Below are 14,803 nucleotides of genomic sequence, written 5' to 3' on the forward strand. Positions count from 1 at the left end.
GGCTGACATCCAACGATGTCAGCCTTTTTTCATGCTCAGGAAGCTCCAAATACCACCCGGTAATAGTCGTTATCCAAAATAGACGCCGAGTAGGCCACCCGGTTTTGCACCTCGGAGAGGCGCTCCGCCACATACTCCGGGTCAGGCTCGCTGCCGTCCCACATTTGGAAAGTGTCGGTGGTGGAGTCATAGCGTCCCTTGTCGGTGATAAAGCTGTAATTGGAGAAAATGACCAGCCCGGGCTCGTCCGAGAGAATGTCTCGGCCCATAATGAGCCGGGAGTCGTATTCCAGGCCAAAGAGATTGGCCAGGGTGGGCATCACATCCAGGCTGGAACAGAACTTATCCACATGGACAGGCTCTTTGATATCTGCACTCCACAAAATCAAGGTGTTTTTGTAGATTTCAAAGACCGGGTCCACCTCGTGGCCCAGCAGCTCGCTGTACTCCTCATCGGTGAGACCATAGGGGTAGTGGTCGGCGGAGAGGACAATGACGGTGTCATCCAGCTTGCCTGCCTCCTCCAGCTGATTGACCAGGCTCTCCATGGCCAGCTCCAGCTCCATCTGGCAGGCCAGATAGGCGGTCACCGCCTCGGAGTAGCCTAGATCCGACACCTGGCTCCAGTGGCGGCGGGCCATGGAGTTGCTCTCATAGTTGTACTTCAAATGGCCGCTCACCGTCAGGCAGTAGACCATGAACTGATCCTCATTCACAAATTGGGGCACGATCTTTTCCATCATCTCCTGGTCAGAGGGCGGGAAATTCTCCTCGTCGATCTCCATATCCAGTCCGTTTCCGATGCCGTAATATTCGTAGCCCATATTGGGATGAGAGAGGTTGCGGTCGTAGTAATCGTAGAGATAGTCGTGGTAGGCCAGGGTGCGGTACCCCAGATTTTTGAACAGGGTACCAAAGCCGAAGGGCATGTAGTTGTCCGACGACTCCGAGTAACTCCACACCCCCGACTTGGGGATGAGACCCGTGGTGGTCACATACTCCCCGTCCGAGGTGGACACACCCCACAAGGGCGTATAGAAGTGGTCGCAGATAATTCCCTCGTGGGATAGCTTCCACAAGGTGGGAGTACGCTGGGGATCCATAGCCAGGGTGGAAAATCCCTCTGCCACCACCCAGACCAGATTTTTCCCTGCAAAGCGGCCCGTCCATTCATTTTCCGCCGTGGGTTCCACTTTGGAGAAGTACTGGTGCATGTCGGTAAGCACCGGATCGTCCTGGTCCCGCTCCAGCAGAGCGTCAAAGTCGATCTCCATCACATGCAGTCCGGGCTCCTTTTTCTCCTCCAGCTGGTAGGGTGCGGAGGTGCGCACCGCCAGCTTGGGCAGGATCTGGTCATCCGGATCGATGCCGAAGAGTACCCGCCGGATCTCCAGTTGGGTCTGGGTGATCATACCGAAGTTCTGTACCTCCAGCTCCGGCGCGGCCGCCTGGAAGTAGATATACCGCAGCGACAGGTTCCCCCCGCCGCACAGCAGCACCAAGAGGATCCCCGCCACCTGTACCAGCGCACCCACCCCAAACCAGCGCAGCCGGTCGCCCCGGGCCAGAGGCTCACCGCTCACGATCCGGTCCCGGAACACCAGGGACAGCACCACAGGCACCACCATCATCAAAATGGGAAACCAGTTCATCAGGATCTGGCCCACCGCCATATCGCCGAAGGCTCCGGCCACCATGGCCATTTTGGTGATGGAAAAGATAGTCAAAAAGGTTTTGAACAGATGGTAGTAGACGATCTGAGAGCCCATCCACAGGGAGAGCAGGGCGGTACATATCACTACCAGCCACCGTCCCCGCCGCTCCTGCACGCCGCCGCACAGCAGTCCCAGCAGCACCGCCACCGGAATGGAGAACAGCAGGGTAAAAAATGCCCCGGCCGGGGACAGGCTATGAAAGCAGAAGAGCTTCATAAACAGCTCTTCATAATAAATAACGGCCAGGAAAAAGGCCGTGGGCACAAGAAGCCGCCGCCTGCCTGTCTTGGACAGGTGGAGAAGCCTTCTTTTTTTCTTCTGATCCGCCAACTCCATCCCGCAGCTCCTTTCCGCCCGCAGCACGGGTCCTTTCCAATATACCATACCTTATAAATGCAGGCTCATTTTACCCGATTGGGCCTAACCTGTCAACAAACCGCCCCAGGCCGGTTCCTTTTTCTTTTTTTCCAGCTCTCACCTTTAAATTTAAGGTTCAACCCACTCTCTAATTTTCTTCCTTCCTGCATTCTGACGCTTTCTCCCATTCTTAACCGCTTCCTTTTGCCGTTCCAACCAAAAAGGCATAGAATTTTTTCTTTTGCAGATAGTTTAGGGTTGCATTGAGCATGGAAATCTGCTATATTATCCTTAATAATTTATTCACAATTTTTCCATTTTCATTTCTTAAGTTTTTCCTAAATTTTTTCCGGCAACTTTTTGAGAAAAGCAGCCTTTTCCGGCTGCTTTCAACTTTGTCACCCCGCGCTGGGCGGGGGAAAGGATGGTTTTACGTGACTTCTCTGCGCCAGACCCTGGAGGAGCGTCTGCTGACGATCTTTTCCACCCACTACGACATCGAGCGCGGCAGCGACGATTCTGCTCTGAAGGCCTGCTGTGCCTTTCACTCCCGGGACTCCCAGTATGTACTGAGCAAAAAGGCGGAGCTCTGGGCGGCGGAGCACCACGAGTACCTCTACCTCTACTCCTTGTCTGAGCTGAACGAGACCGCTCTGGAGGACGTGTGCCGACAGACCCTGGAACTGGGCACTCCCCTGGTCAAGCCCCATGCTCAGCATATGTATACGTATCTCACTGCTTTGGTTCTGTGTGATCAGGCCGACAAGCAGGCTCTGGGCGCTTTGATCAAGAAAAAGCACCGCAGAGAATTTAAGCTATCGCTCCATGGATGGATGGAGTTTCGTATAGCCGCCGTGGACCTGTCCACCGGCGAAATTACCACCAACCGCGCGGGAAAAGCCTTTGGCAAGGACCTGAAGCGGATGGTGGAACGTGTCATTGCAAACTATAAAGGAGAGGAGAAAACTCAATGAATGCAATGCTTGTTGTCATCGTTGGCATTATCATTCTGATCGTAGGTTACATTTTCTACGGCGGATGGCTTGCCAAGCAGTGGGGCGTTGACGACTCCAAAGTCACCCCCGCCCATGAGCTGGAGGACGGCATGGACTACGTCCCCGCCAAGGCTCCTGTTCTGATGGGTCACCACTTTTCTTCCATCGCCGGCGCCGGCCCCATTAACGGCCCCATTCAGGCTGCCGTGTTCGGCTGGGTCCCCGTTGTTCTGTGGGTCCTGATCGGCGGTATCTTCTTCGGCGCGGTTCATGACTACGGCGCTCTGTTCGCCTCCATCCGCCACAAGGGTCAGTCCCTGGGCGAGGTGGTCGCCCTGAACATCGGCGATCGTGCCAAGAAGCTGTTCCTGATCTTCTCTTACCTGACCCTGGTGCTGGTGGTGGCCGCTTTCGCCTCCATCGTGGCCAGCACCTTCGTGGGCTTCAACGCGGACGGCTCCCTGAATGAGACCAACGCCTCTGTGGCCATGATCTCCCTGCTGTTCATCGTGATGGCTATCCTGTTCGGCTTCTTTGTGTATCGCAAGGGCGCTTCCCTGACCATCGCCACTATCGCCGGCGTGATCGGCATCGTGGTCTGCCTGTTTATCGGTCTGAACTGGCACCCCATCTACCTGACCAGCTCCACCTGGATGTGGATCATCGGCGCTTACATCCTGGTTGCCTCCGTGGCTCCCGTGTGGATCCTGCTACAGCCCCGTGACTACCTCAGCTCCTTCCTGCTGTACGCCATGATGGTTATCGCCGCTGTGGGCGTCATCGGTGCCGGTCTCACCGGTGCGGACGCTGCTCACATGGATATGCCTGCCTTCACCGGCTGGTATGATAACCTGGCTCCCACCGGCAACTCTCTGGGCTATGTGTTCCCCGCCCTGTTTGTGACCATCGCCTGCGGCGCTATCTCCGGCTTCCACTCTCTGGTGGGCTCCGGCACCACTGCCAAGCAGCTGGACCACGAGCGCGACGCTAAGCCCATCGCTTACGGCGGCATGCTCATCGAGTGTGCTCTGGCTCTGATCTCTCTGGCTGCTGTGTCCTTCATCTGGACTGAGTATGCCTCCGGCGAGATCGTCACCCCCACCCAGGTCTTTGCTACCGGTATCTCCCGCATGGTGGCCTCTATCCCCGGCCTGGCCGGCGCTCAGGGCACCATCGCCTCCCTGCTGGTTCTGACCGTTTCCGTGTTCTGCCTGACCTCTCTGGATACCGCCACCCGTCTGGCCCGGTACATGTTCCAGGAGTTCTGGCTCAAGCCCGGTGAGACCTATAAGGATGCTACCGGCATTAAGGCCGTCCTCTGTAACCCCGTGGTGGCTACCGCCATCACCGTGGTGCTGGGCGTTGGCCTGGGCATGACCGGCTACTCCAAGATTTGGCCTCTGTTCGGCGCTGCCAACCAGCTGCTGGCCGCTCTGGCTCTGCTGACCGTGTGTGCCTGGCTGGGCAACATCGGCCGCAACAACAAGATGTTCTACTTCCCCATGGCCTTCATGCTGGTAGTCACTCTGGTCTCTCTGTTCCAGACTGTGACCAGCAAGGTGTCCGTCATTGCCGCCGGCGCTGCCAGCGACTGGGGCCCCTATGCTCAGGCCATTCTGGGCACTCTGCTCTTCGTGCTGGCCATCGTGCTGGCTGTGGAGGGCTGCATGACCATCTTCGGCAGCAAGAAGCCCGCTCAGAAGTAATTCCATTTTTCCATCCAGACAAGAGGGTCCGGCAAACGCCGGGCCCTCTTTCTTGTTCTCTCTGCCCCTTTGTGGTATGATAGAACCTGCAGTCAGAAAGGAGGCGGTCTTTTGCGCCTATCTCATCGGGTACTGCCCCTGTTTCTCACTCTGGAGGCCATCCTCTACGCCGCCTTTCTGATCTGGGATGTGACGATCGGAGGCCGCGGCTCCAACCCCATTAAGTTTGCCGGCATCCTGCTGTGTCTGATCTACTCTCTGTACCTGAGTCACCAGGGCGGCAGCCGTCTGGTGTCCGCCGCTCTGACCCTCACCGTTTTGGCCGATGTATTTCTCCTGCTGCTGGACGCACACTATGCCCTGGGTATTGTGCTGTTTTGCCTGGTGCAGGGGTTATACTTTGTCCGCATCTACCGCAGCAATGGAGGCCGCAGCCTGTGGGGGCTGAGGGCAGCCCTGTTTGTTCTCGCTCTGGTCGTACTAAACGCGCTGGACCTGCTCATCCCCCTGAATATTCTGGCCCTGTTTTACTTCACCAACTTTTTCTGCAACGCGCTGTCCAGTCTGAGCTGTCTCGGGCAGTCCATGCGCCTGTTTTCTGTGGGGCTTTGGCTTTTTCTCTGCTGTGATGCGTGTGTGGGCCTGTTCCAGAATCCACAGCTGGTTCCCCCGGCGGTGAGCGCCTTTGTGTCGGTGGGGATGTGGCTGTTTTATCTTCCCGCCCAAGTTCTCATTGCCCTGTCGGGGGCAAATCCTTCTTCCGGAGGTTTTTCCCATGAAACCAAGTAAACTGCTCTCTCTTTTTACCGGAGTGTTTACCGCCCTGCTGGTACTTTCCGCCTCCATCGCGGTGCCTCTGCTGTGCCGCCCCTTCTATTACGCCCACATTAAGGCCCTGAACCTGGACGGCTATACCGGCTTGAGTGTGGAGCAGATCAAAGAGGCTTTCGACCAGGTGATGGACTACTGTCTGGGCCTGCGGCCCGATTTTGCCGCGGGCGTGCTGCCCTTCTCCTCGTCCGGCGCCTCCCACTTTGCCGATGTGCGGGTGCTGTTTCTGCTGGATCTGTGGATAGCTGTGATTTCCCTGGCTGCGCTTGTGATTTTGTTTGTTCTCAGCCGGAAACGTAAGCTCACTCCCGCCCCTCTGCTGGGCCACGGGCCGGGCTTCTGGGCGGCCATCGGGCTGGGCGGCCTGTTTCTCATTGTGGGCGGTCTGGCCGCCACCAATTTTGAGCGGGCCTTTGTGGTGTTCCACTCTATCTTTTTCCCAGGTAAGACTAACTGGCTCTTTGACTGGCGCACCGACCCCATCATCCTGCTGCTGCCCGAGGACTTCTTCCGCAACTGCGCCATTTTGATTTTGACGCTGCTGGTGTTCTGGTGCGTGGTGCTCATCGCCGCCGATCTGCTGGCCCAGCGCCGCCGCAAAAAGTTGGCTCCGCCTCCTGCCTCCCCCTGTTCCGGCTGTCCCGGCGGCGGGGACTGCTCCGGGTGCTCCGGTTGTTCTTAAAACAGGCATAAAAAATCCCGCTGTTATAAAACAGCGGGATTTTTGTCTCTTACAGGTTCTGATCCAGCACCTGGGTGAAGGCGCCGGCGGGCATCACGCCCACCTTGCGGTCGATCTCCTTGCCGTTCTTGAAGAAGATCACGGTGGGGATGGACATCACGCCGTAGCGCATGGCCAGCTCGCCCTGCTCATCCACGTCCACCTTGCCTATCTCGGCCTTGCCCTCGTACTGGCCGGCCAGCTGCTCGATCACAGGACCCAGCATGCGGCAGGGGCCGCACCAGTTGGCCCAGAAGTCTACCATCATCAGCTTGCCCTCGTTCAGGCTCTTGTCAAAACTCTCCTTGTTGTAATGCTGCAGTGCCATATTCAAATCCTTCTTTCTAAATATTTTTTATGTTCTTACTTTGACCCATTGCGGTCCAGATATTCACAGGCAGACAGGGCAGCGATCAGGCCCTCCCCCACCGCCTTGGATACTTGCAGGGGTGCTCCCGTGGCATCTCCGGCGGCAAAGACACCAGGTACGCTGGTGGCCATAGATCGGTCCACCTGGATGGCTCCCTTCTCCAGAATCAGGCCGGGGATCAGGTCGCCGGGGGCCACCGCCTCCCGGAGGATAAACACGCCATTGACCGGGATGTCGGCTCCGTCCGCCTCCAGGGCGGTGACGGTCTGCTCGCCTTTGACGGCCAGCTTGGCCGCTTGGATAAAGGGGATGTCCTCCTCCAGCTGGTCCGGCCGCTTGGGAGCCACATAGACTACCTGGCAGCCAATGCTCTTGAGGTAAGCTGCCTCGTGGGGGGCATCCTTGCTGCGGCCCACCACCGCCACCGGCTTGTTGCGGTAGAGCATCCCGTCGCAGGTGGCGCAGTAGCTCACGCCCCGGCCCAGGTAGGTCTCCTCTCCGGGGAACTTGGCCTGGCGCACTACGCCGGGGGCCAAAATCAGGGCGGAGCCCTGGTAGAGCTGGCTGCCTACGGTGAGGTGGAAGCCCTCCCACTCCATAATGGAGAGCACCTTTCCGGTGACCATCTCCACCCCCATCTCCTGGGCGTGGCGCTGGAAGGCCTCCAGCATCTCCATTCCGGTCATCCCGGGCATCCCCAGGTAGTTGTCTACCCGCTCGGCCCGGGCCAGGGGACTGTCCTGCCAGCGGTTGCCGATGACCAGAACGCTCTTATTCCGGCCCCGGGCGGTCACCGCCGCCGAGAGGCCCGCCGGGCCGCTGCCCAGCACAATGATATCATACTTCACACTTCCAGCCTCCTTTGGCGGTTCTTTCTGGTTCTGGTGGTATCATACCCCATTTTTCGGGGGTATACTGTGACTGGGTCACAAAGAGGAAGAATTTTTCTCCCGCACCAGTTCGATGGCCTCTTTGCCCGTCATGTGCTCCACGGTGAGCTCCACCATGGTCACATTGGCAAACTGAGAGCGGATCTCCTCGTTGCGCCCCTCCTCCTGGTCCGGGGAATACTTGGCGGCCAGAGCTGCCAGGGCCTGGCGCTTCTCCCAGGGGTCCTCCAACACCCGGGCGGTGCCGAAGGCGATGACGCTGCGGAAGTAAGTGGTGTACTCCTCCGGCACGATCCGGTCCTGGTCCACCACACAGAAGGATACCTTATTATAATTCCGGATGGCATCCAGTTTATGCCCAGCCTTGGCGCAGTGGAACCAGATCTTCCCCTCTCCGTGCACATAGCTTAGGGGAACTGCATAGGGATAGCCCTCGTCCCCCAGCACGGCCAATACTCCGTGGGTGCCCCGTTCCAGCACCTGAACACACTCCTCCGCCGTCAGCTCCTGACGAAATCGACGCATGGGACGCATATGATGTCTCCTCTCTGTGCCTTTGGCGCATGATCTTTGGATACCTGAGTATAGCACACCGCCCCAACTCCTGCAAGGTGAGAGCAAAAATGGAAAAAAACTTGCAAGACAACCGCCCCTGGTGTAGAATAGTGAAGTTAAGATTCCCACATGGACCGGCTGTTTGTCCATGAAAGAGACAGGAGGGTCAACCATGGCTGACGACATCAAGACCGGCGCCCCCGCCACCGAGGGTCCCGCCCCCAGCCAGAACTTTATTCATGAATTTATCGCGGAGGACATCGCTCCCGGCGGACGTTTTGCCGGGATGCAAGTCCACACCCGTTTTCCGCCCGAGCCCAACGGCTATCTCCACATCGGCCACTGCAAGGCGCTGATCATCGACTTCGGCTCTGCTGAGAAGTTCGGCGGCATCTGCAACCTGCGCATGGACGACACCAACCCCGCCAAGGAGGACACCGAGTTCGTAGATGCCATCCAGGAGGACATCCACTGGCTGGGCTTTGACTGGGGTGACCGCTTCTTCTACGGCAGCGATTACTTCGAAAAGACCTACGAGCTGGCCGTGGGCCTCATCAAGAAGGGCCTGGCCTATGTGTGCGAGCTGACCCCCGAGCAGTTCAAGGAGTACCGCGGCGACACCAACACCCCCGCCCGCTCCCCCTGGCGTGACCGCCCCATCGAGGAGAGCTTGGACCTGTTCGAGCGGATGAAGAACGGCGAGTTCCCCGAGGGCAAGTACACCCTCCGGGCCAAGATCGACCTGGAGAGCGGCAACTTCAACATGCGTGACCCGGTGCTCTACCGTATCCGCTATATTGAGCATCACCGCCAGGGCACCAAGTGGTGCATCTTCCCCATGTACGACTTCGCCCACCCCATCCAGGACGCTCTGGAGGGTATCACCCACTCTCTGTGCTCCCTGGAGTATGAGGACCACCGTCCCCTGTACGACTGGGTAATCAACAACACCGATGTGCCCAGCAAGCCCCGTCAGATCGAGTTTGCCCGCCTGGGTATCAACTACACCGTCATGAGCAAGCGGAAGCTGCGTAAGCTGGTGGAGGAGAAGTACGTCTCCGGCTGGGACGATCCCCGTATGCCCACCCTGTGCGGCCTGCGCCGCCGCGGCTACACCCCCGCCTCCATCCGCAACTTCTGCGACCGCATCGGCGTGGCCAAGAACACCTCCACCGTGGAGTACGGCTTCCTGGAGCACTGCCTGCGTGAGGATCTCAATGAGCACGCCCAGCGTGCCATGGCGGTACTGCGCCCCATCAAGCTGACCATCACCAACTATCCCGAGGGCCAGAGCGAGACCTTCGAGGTGGAGAACAACCCCAACGATCCCGAGGCCACCCGTCCGGTCACCTTCTCCCGCAACCTCTATGTGGAGTCCGACGACTTCCTGGAGACTCCCATTCCCAAGTATAAGCGTCTCTACCCCGACGGCCCCGAGTGCCGCCTGAAGGGCGCCTACCTCATCAAGTGCACCGGCTGTGTGAAGGACGAGCAGGGTAATGTGGTGGAGATCCTGGCCACCTATGATCCCGACTCCAAGGGCGGCAACCCCGCCGACGGCCGGAAGGTGAAGGGCGCTACCATCCACTGGGTGGACGCTGAGACCGCCGTGGACGCCCAGGTGCGCCTGTACGACAATCTGTTTGCCGACGAGAACCCCGACGGCGGCGACAAGGACTTCCTGGACTGCCTGAATCCCGGCTCTCTGGAGGTACTGGAGGGCTGCAAGCTGGAGGCCAGCCTGGCCAACGCCCAGCCCAGCGACCGCTTCCAGTTCCTGCGTCTTGGCTACTTCTGTGCCGACAGCAAGGACTCCAAGCCCGGCGCTCTGGTGTTCAACCGCGCCGTCAGCCTGAAGGACGGCTTCAAAAAGTAAGCATATGACGAAAAACAGCCCGGCGCACGTTAAAACGTGCGCCGGGCGGGTAGCAGCGCATAAGACAGGTTTATAAGGTTTAGAGAGAACAGCGTGGCGGAAGTCACGCTGTTCTGCTTTTTGATGCGTGAGTGAGCATTTCGGCAATGATGCTCTCTGGCAGGAAACCAATGCAGGCAAGGCTGATATGCACATCCTGCACTCGCTGCCCGCTGCTCTTATCCGGCGCGGAAACATAGACCCTGTTCACAAGATCATGCAGCACAGCGGGCGTCAGTTCCTGCAAGTTGGGATATTTTTTCGCCCGTAGGATGAACTGTTCAATGCTGTCGGCTTCTTTCTCCTGCTGGGTAATCGCCTGCTCCAAAAGCTGCATTTTCTCCGTCAGCTCTGTTTGCTCATTTTCATAGTCGGCGGACAGCTTTTCAAATCGGCTATCATTGATTTTGCCGGAGATATTGTCCTCATAGAGCCGTTTGAACAGACGGTCAAGCTCTTCCATCCTGCGCTGTGCCTGCGTAAGCTGTCTGCGCTTTGCGGCGAGTTCTTTCTTGAAGTCCTCCTTGCGCTTTGCACCCAACTTATCCCGGAACAGATCCTCGCAATCGGAGATATACCAAAGCAGGATTTGCAGAAATTTCAGCACGCCCTTTTCCAGAACAACCGCACGGATGAAGTGCGTTCCGCACACGTCTTTTCCCTTCTTGCGAGAGGTAGAGCAGACGAAATGATCCTGTCGTTCTTCAAAGTTCCGCGAGGTGCAGTAGTACATTTTTTCTCCGCAATCGGCACAGTAGGCAACGCCGGAAAAGAGGTTGCTCTTGCCCGTTCTTGCCGGTCTGCGTTTGTTGCGGCGCAGCTCCTGTACCCGCTGAAAGGTGTCCTCATCCACAATGGCTTCGTGGGTGTTGCGGAATATCTTCCATTGCTCCGGTGGATTCTCGATGGTCTTCTTGATTTTGTAGGACTGCCGGTGCGTTTTGAAGTTCACGGTATGCCCGCAATACTCCATCCGTTCCAGAATTGCAGCAACGGTACTGCCGTTCCAGTTGTATGGATTCTCCGGCAAAGTGCAGCGGACTTTTCGTTTTTGCCTGTCCTGATAAACGGTAGGCGTCAACACATGATCCTCTTTCAGCATCCGGGCAATCTGCGTCGGACCGTTCCCGTCCATGCAGAGGGAAAAGATGCGCTTGACCACCTGTGCCGCTTCCGGATCGACGAGCCAATGCTCTGAATTATCCGGGTCTTTGACATAGCCATACGGCGGAATTGTCGTCAGGTGTTCGCCGGATTCTCCCTTGAGCCGGAGTGAGGTACGCACTTTCTTGCTGCCGTCCCGAACGTAGTATTCGTTGATAATATTGACGAACGGAACGAACTCATTGTCTTGCTGGTTGGCACTGTCCACACCACTATTGATGGCAATGAACCGCACGTTATTCTGTGGGAATGTGATCTCGGTATACATCCCAACTTCCAAATAATTTCGACCGATGCGGCTCATGTCCTTCGTGATGATCGTACCGATCTTTCCGTCTTCCACCAGCGCCATCATGCGCTGCCAATCCGGTCTTTGAAAGTTCGCACCCGTGTAACCGTCATCCACAAAGAACTCCGTATTGCGGAAGCTGTGTTCCTTTGCATATCGGCTGAGATAGGCTTTTTTATTCACAATGCTGTTACTGTCGCCCTGTGATTCATCGTCACGGGAAAGGCGGCAATACAGCGCGGTAATTTTGTCAGACTGCTTCATAGTAGATTCCTCCATCATCTGAGGACAGTCTGCCAAGACAAGGTTGCTGTTGGTCACGATCACACGCTCCCTTCGGAGTCGATCAGCTTCACCGCCTTTTCGGGAAGGGTGTGCGTTCCGTCAAAACTGGCAGTAAAGCGGTAGATGGTGTTTCCTTCTTTCAGGCGCACCGTGATCTGCGGTAACTCCTGCCAGAGAGGAACGGGGGCACTGCGGCTGCCGTCCGATTCCACTTGGACGTTACGTTTCTTGTTATCCATTTGCACCTTCCTTTTCATTCAGATTTCCGAGCAGCGCCGCATGAATCTCCCGGAGCAAAGTGCGTGATATGACCTATTGTTATTCAGTATATCACGACAATTTCCGGGATTCCATTGGGCAATGTACCGGGATTCACAGGAGAATTACAGGCAGTTCGCCGGGTCGCACAGCCGTCCGTGCCTGTCAAGAAATCGGCTTTGCCTCGCTGCGCGTCCTTGGCAGGCTCGTTCGCCTGTGCAAGCCGGTAATCAAGGCGGCGATGCCGCCATTTGCCAATGAAAATCAGCTGCGCTCCAAGACTTTTTTAATCTCTTGGCCTAATTATAACAAGAACAAACGTTCGAGTCAATGCGATTATGAGAGGAAGAGCAAGCACAGCAAGTGTAGCTACACTTGCGAAAAACGGCGTGGGTTGACCGGGATTTTCTTGCAGTACAGCAAGCAAATCCGGTGAGTACCCACACCGAAAAAACAGGGCGTTCCGGCTGACCGCTGAAACGCCCTGTTTTCATTTTTGGGATAGTCCCAAGCCCTTAGAGAAGAGCACTTGAAATGATTTACCCATTGTGAAACCGGTTTTGTTTTGCTACAATGAATTTAAATAATGATTGCGCAGAGGTGAGTATCATGCCCCTTATCATTGTTCGCAATGACATCACGAAAATGAGCGTGGACGCCATCGTCAACGCGGCGAAGGAATCCCTGCTGGGCGGAGGCGGCGTGGATGGCTGCATCCACCGCGCGGCGGGACCGGAGCTGCTCCAAGAGTGCCGGACGCTGGGCGGCTGCCGGACCGGCGAGGCCAAGCTCACCGGCGCGTACCGTCTGCCGTGCAAATATGTGATCCACACAGTCGGCCCCGTGTGGAACGGCGGTAAGTACGGCGAGCGGGAGCAACTCGCCTCCTGCTATCGCTCAAGCCTTGCGCTGGCGAAGAAACATGGCTGCGAGACGGTTGCCTTCCCGCTGATCTCCTCCGGCGTTTTTGGCTATCCCAAGGATCAGTCGCTCCGCGTGGCGGTGGACACCATCAGCGAGTTTTTGACTGAAAACGACATGACGGTGTATCTCGTCATTTTCAGCCGCGCGGCGTACCAGATCGGCAACAAGCTGTTCGCGGATATCGCCGCCTACATCGACGACCACTATGTGGAGGCCCACACCGACTCCCGCCGGGAGAGGATGCGCCGGATGGGCGTCGTCGAAAGCCGGATGCTGACCGCCTACGAGGACGCGCCCATGGCGGCCTCCGGGCTGGACGAGGCGCTTGCGCATCTGGATGCCGGATTTTCGGAGACGTTACTAAAGCTCATCGACCGCAGCGGAAAAAAGGACGCCGAGGTCTACAAAAAGGCCAACGTAGACCGCAAGCTGTTCTCGAAAATCCGCAACAACCCGGACTACAAGCCTTCCAAGCCCACGGCGGTGGCCTTCGCCATCGCGCTGGAGCTGAGCCTGCCGGAGACCCGCGACCTCATCGCACGCGCGGGCTACGCTCTCAGCGCCAGCAGCAAGTTTGACGTCATCATCGAGTATTTCATCATGCAGCGGGACTACGATATTTTCAAGATCAACGAGGCGTTGTTCGCGTTCGACCAGAGTTTGTTGGGAGCGTGAAAATAATGAATAATCAAATGGATTGGGATTTCTTCTTTCGGCAGTTGACTGCCGGCATGAACATAGATGAAACCTGCTTTTATTTCAGTGATGACCCCAATGAGGAAGAACATTATCTCGGCTACTTACCACAGTACGACAAGCCGTACTGGGTAGGTTATTGTGGTATTGTGGGTGGGTGCGATTTTAAAACTGCGGAGGAGATGGTCAATGCACCAATATTTGACGGGAAAAGTCTTAAGGACCGCTGGAGCTGTGTTGTAATTTGCAGCATTGAGGGCCTCAGCTACGAAGATTGGTTGGAATATTTTGAGCATGAGCCGGTGAATCCTCAAAGTGATGAAATTATTGAATAGAACAGGAGCGTGAACCATGACTTTTATCTGCTACCCCAAATGCACCACCTGCCAGAAGGCGCAGAAGTGGCTGGACGAGAACGGCATTTCCTATACATTCCGAGACATCAAAATGGAAAATCCTACTTACAACGAGCTGACCGCATGGCATGAGTGTAGCGGTCTGCCGCTGAAAAGGTTTTTTAACACCAGCGGCCTGCTATACAAATCTATGGGGCTAAAGGACAAGTTGCCCCAAATGAGCGAGGACGAGATGCTGAAGCTCCTTGCGGCAGACGGGATGCTGGTCAAGCGCCCGCTGCTGGTGGGCAATGACTTCGTGCTGGTCGGCTTCAAAGAAGCCGAGTGGGAGAGCCGTCTAAAAAAATAAAGAAGAGGTGAAACATCATGGATGTGCAACGGGCAAAAGAACTGCTGACGGTTTTGGCGGACGGTGTTGACCCCTTGACGGGGGAGGTGCTGCCGGATGACCACGTGTGCAACAAAGGAGAGATCGTGCGGGCGCTGCACTGCGCCGTGGAGGAACTATCCCGCAGACGGAAAAAACCGCTGCCCGAAAACAATGGAAAACCTTGGACGGAGGAACTGGACGATGAGCTATGTCGCCTGTTCGACGGCGGTATGAAAAAGAAAGACCTCTGTACGCACTTTGGTCGTACCTCCGGCGCGATCGAGTCCCGGTTGGAGCGGCTGGGGAAACTGTAAAGCTGCAAAAATGTAACATAAATGTCGCCCCACAGGCGACCAAACCCTCCTTCGAATGCGCTACAATGTGAGCGTAATCAAACGAAGGAGGG

Annotated in this window: 15 protein-coding genes; 9 read left to right on the forward strand and 6 right to left on the reverse strand. The window is 56.7% G+C overall.

Annotation, left to right across the window (positions count from 1 at the left end; all coding sequences use genetic code 11):
- Positions 1 to 35 precede the first annotated feature (35 nt).
- Entirely contained in the window at positions 36 to 2,051 is a 2,016-nt protein-coding gene (locus tag ACEVJL_RS04170; protein ID WP_191905327.1) for an LTA synthase family protein, read from the reverse strand.
- A gap of 455 nt (positions 2,052 to 2,506) precedes the next feature.
- Between ACEVJL_RS04170 and ACEVJL_RS04175 the strand changes: the two genes are divergently transcribed.
- The 4 genes from ACEVJL_RS04175 to ACEVJL_RS04190 all read left to right on the forward strand — a co-directional run bounded on the left by ACEVJL_RS04175 (position 2,507) and on the right by ACEVJL_RS04190 (position 6,286).
- Positions 2,507 to 3,046, forward strand: a complete 540-nt coding sequence (locus ACEVJL_RS04175; RefSeq protein ID WP_110440026.1) for a DUF8052 family protein — start codon at positions 2,507 to 2,509, stop codon at positions 3,044 to 3,046.
- A complete protein-coding gene (locus tag ACEVJL_RS04180; protein WP_374736956.1) occupies positions 3,043 to 4,773 on the forward strand; it encodes a carbon starvation CstA family protein in 1,731 nt (576 codons plus the stop codon). Before ACEVJL_RS04175 ends, ACEVJL_RS04180 begins: the two co-directional genes overlap by 4 nt.
- Positions 4,774 to 4,884: 111 nt before the next feature.
- Complete coding sequence (locus tag ACEVJL_RS04185; RefSeq protein ID WP_235395791.1) at positions 4,885 to 5,562, forward strand: lysoplasmalogenase family protein; 678 nt, start codon at positions 4,885 to 4,887, stop codon at positions 5,560 to 5,562.
- On the forward strand, positions 5,549 to 6,286 hold the full coding sequence (locus tag ACEVJL_RS04190) for a TIGR01906 family membrane protein (protein WP_374736957.1): 738 nt from the start codon (positions 5,549 to 5,551) through the stop codon (positions 6,284 to 6,286). Before ACEVJL_RS04185 ends, ACEVJL_RS04190 begins: the two co-directional genes overlap by 14 nt.
- Positions 6,287 to 6,335: 49 nt before the next feature.
- On the opposite strand, the gene trxA is transcribed toward ACEVJL_RS04190, so the two are convergent.
- The 3 genes from trxA to ACEVJL_RS04205 all read right to left on the reverse strand — a co-directional run bounded on the left by trxA (position 6,336) and on the right by ACEVJL_RS04205 (position 8,119).
- Positions 6,336 to 6,653, reverse strand: coding sequence for a thioredoxin (gene trxA / locus ACEVJL_RS04195; protein ID WP_110440023.1), 318 nt, complete (start codon positions 6,651 to 6,653; stop codon positions 6,336 to 6,338).
- 35 nt (positions 6,654 to 6,688) lie between these two features.
- Positions 6,689 to 7,543, reverse strand: a complete 855-nt coding sequence (locus ACEVJL_RS04200; RefSeq protein WP_374736958.1) for an NAD(P)/FAD-dependent oxidoreductase — start codon at positions 7,541 to 7,543, stop codon at positions 6,689 to 6,691.
- A gap of 78 nt (positions 7,544 to 7,621) precedes the next feature.
- Positions 7,622 to 8,119 (reverse strand): pyridoxamine 5'-phosphate oxidase family protein, encoded by a 498-nt coding sequence (locus ACEVJL_RS04205; protein WP_325207934.1) that lies wholly within the window; start codon positions 8,117 to 8,119, stop codon positions 7,622 to 7,624.
- 193 nt (positions 8,120 to 8,312) lie between these two features.
- Between ACEVJL_RS04205 and ACEVJL_RS04210 the strand changes: the two genes are divergently transcribed.
- Positions 8,313 to 10,016 (forward strand): glutamine--tRNA ligase/YqeY domain fusion protein, encoded by a 1,704-nt coding sequence (locus ACEVJL_RS04210; RefSeq protein ID WP_374736959.1) that lies wholly within the window; start codon positions 8,313 to 8,315, stop codon positions 10,014 to 10,016.
- Positions 10,017 to 10,119: 103 nt separating this feature from the next.
- On the opposite strand, the gene ACEVJL_RS04215 is transcribed toward ACEVJL_RS04210, so the two are convergent.
- Together ACEVJL_RS04215 and ACEVJL_RS04220 are read right to left on the reverse strand one after the other, a co-directional pair.
- Positions 10,120 to 11,772, reverse strand: coding sequence for a recombinase family protein (locus ACEVJL_RS04215; RefSeq protein WP_374736960.1), 1,653 nt, complete (start codon positions 11,770 to 11,772; stop codon positions 10,120 to 10,122).
- A 59-nt stretch (positions 11,773 to 11,831) separates the two neighbouring features.
- On the reverse strand, positions 11,832 to 12,032 hold the full coding sequence (locus ACEVJL_RS04220; protein ID WP_118602971.1) for a hypothetical protein: 201 nt from the start codon (positions 12,030 to 12,032) through the stop codon (positions 11,832 to 11,834).
- 628 nt (positions 12,033 to 12,660) lie between these two features.
- On the opposite strand from ACEVJL_RS04220, the gene ACEVJL_RS04225 reads away from it, so the two are divergent.
- From ACEVJL_RS04225 to ACEVJL_RS04240, 4 genes are read left to right on the forward strand one after another with little or no spacing between them, the layout of a single operon-like run.
- Complete coding sequence (locus ACEVJL_RS04225) at positions 12,661 to 13,650, forward strand: O-acetyl-ADP-ribose deacetylase (RefSeq protein WP_374737090.1); 990 nt, start codon at positions 12,661 to 12,663, stop codon at positions 13,648 to 13,650.
- Between the two features lie 5 nt (positions 13,651 to 13,655).
- Positions 13,656 to 14,006, forward strand: coding sequence for a hypothetical protein (locus tag ACEVJL_RS04230; protein WP_374736961.1), 351 nt, complete (start codon positions 13,656 to 13,658; stop codon positions 14,004 to 14,006).
- Between the two features lie 16 nt (positions 14,007 to 14,022).
- Complete coding sequence (locus ACEVJL_RS04235; RefSeq protein ID WP_374736962.1) at positions 14,023 to 14,376, forward strand: arsenate reductase family protein; 354 nt, start codon at positions 14,023 to 14,025, stop codon at positions 14,374 to 14,376.
- A 17-nt stretch (positions 14,377 to 14,393) separates the two neighbouring features.
- Entirely contained in the window at positions 14,394 to 14,711 is a 318-nt protein-coding gene (locus ACEVJL_RS04240) for a hypothetical protein (protein ID WP_374736963.1), read from the forward strand.
- Positions 14,712 to 14,803: the final 92 nt, after the last annotated feature.

Origin of the sequence: Flintibacter porci (assembly GCF_041925195.1) — a bacterium.
Taxonomy (GTDB): Bacteria; Bacillota; Clostridia; order Oscillospirales; family Oscillospiraceae; genus Lawsonibacter; species Lawsonibacter porci.

What these genes read in the sequence shown, in the direction of transcription:
- ACEVJL_RS04170 (WP_191905327.1), bottom strand. Translation starts at nt 2,051, where the DNA reads ATGGAGTTGGCGGATCAGAAGAAAAAAAGAAGGCTTCTCCACCTGTCC.
- ACEVJL_RS04180 (WP_374736956.1), top strand. Translation starts at nt 3,043, where the DNA reads ATGAATGCAATGCTTGTTGTCATCGTTGGCATTATCATTCTGATCGTA.
- ACEVJL_RS04190 (WP_374736957.1), top strand. Translation starts at nt 5,549, where the DNA reads ATGAAACCAAGTAAACTGCTCTCTCTTTTTACCGGAGTGTTTACCGCC.
- trxA (WP_110440023.1), bottom strand. Translation starts at nt 6,653, where the DNA reads ATGGCACTGCAGCATTACAACAAGGAGAGTTTTGACAAGAGCCTGAAC.
- ACEVJL_RS04205 (WP_325207934.1), bottom strand. Translation starts at nt 8,119, where the DNA reads ATGCGTCCCATGCGTCGATTTCGTCAGGAGCTGACGGCGGAGGAGTGT.
- ACEVJL_RS04210 (WP_374736959.1), top strand. Translation starts at nt 8,313, where the DNA reads ATGGCTGACGACATCAAGACCGGCGCCCCCGCCACCGAGGGTCCCGCC.
- ACEVJL_RS04215 (WP_374736960.1), bottom strand. Translation starts at nt 11,772, where the DNA reads ATGAAGCAGTCTGACAAAATTACCGCGCTGTATTGCCGCCTTTCCCGT.
- ACEVJL_RS04220 (WP_118602971.1), bottom strand. Translation starts at nt 12,032, where the DNA reads ATGGATAACAAGAAACGTAACGTCCAAGTGGAATCGGACGGCAGCCGC.
- ACEVJL_RS04225 (WP_374737090.1), top strand. Translation starts at nt 12,661, where the DNA reads ATGCCCCTTATCATTGTTCGCAATGACATCACGAAAATGAGCGTGGAC.
- ACEVJL_RS04230 (WP_374736961.1), top strand. Translation starts at nt 13,656, where the DNA reads ATGAATAATCAAATGGATTGGGATTTCTTCTTTCGGCAGTTGACTGCC.
- ACEVJL_RS04235 (WP_374736962.1), top strand. Translation starts at nt 14,023, where the DNA reads ATGACTTTTATCTGCTACCCCAAATGCACCACCTGCCAGAAGGCGCAG.
- ACEVJL_RS04240 (WP_374736963.1), top strand. Translation starts at nt 14,394, where the DNA reads ATGGATGTGCAACGGGCAAAAGAACTGCTGACGGTTTTGGCGGACGGT.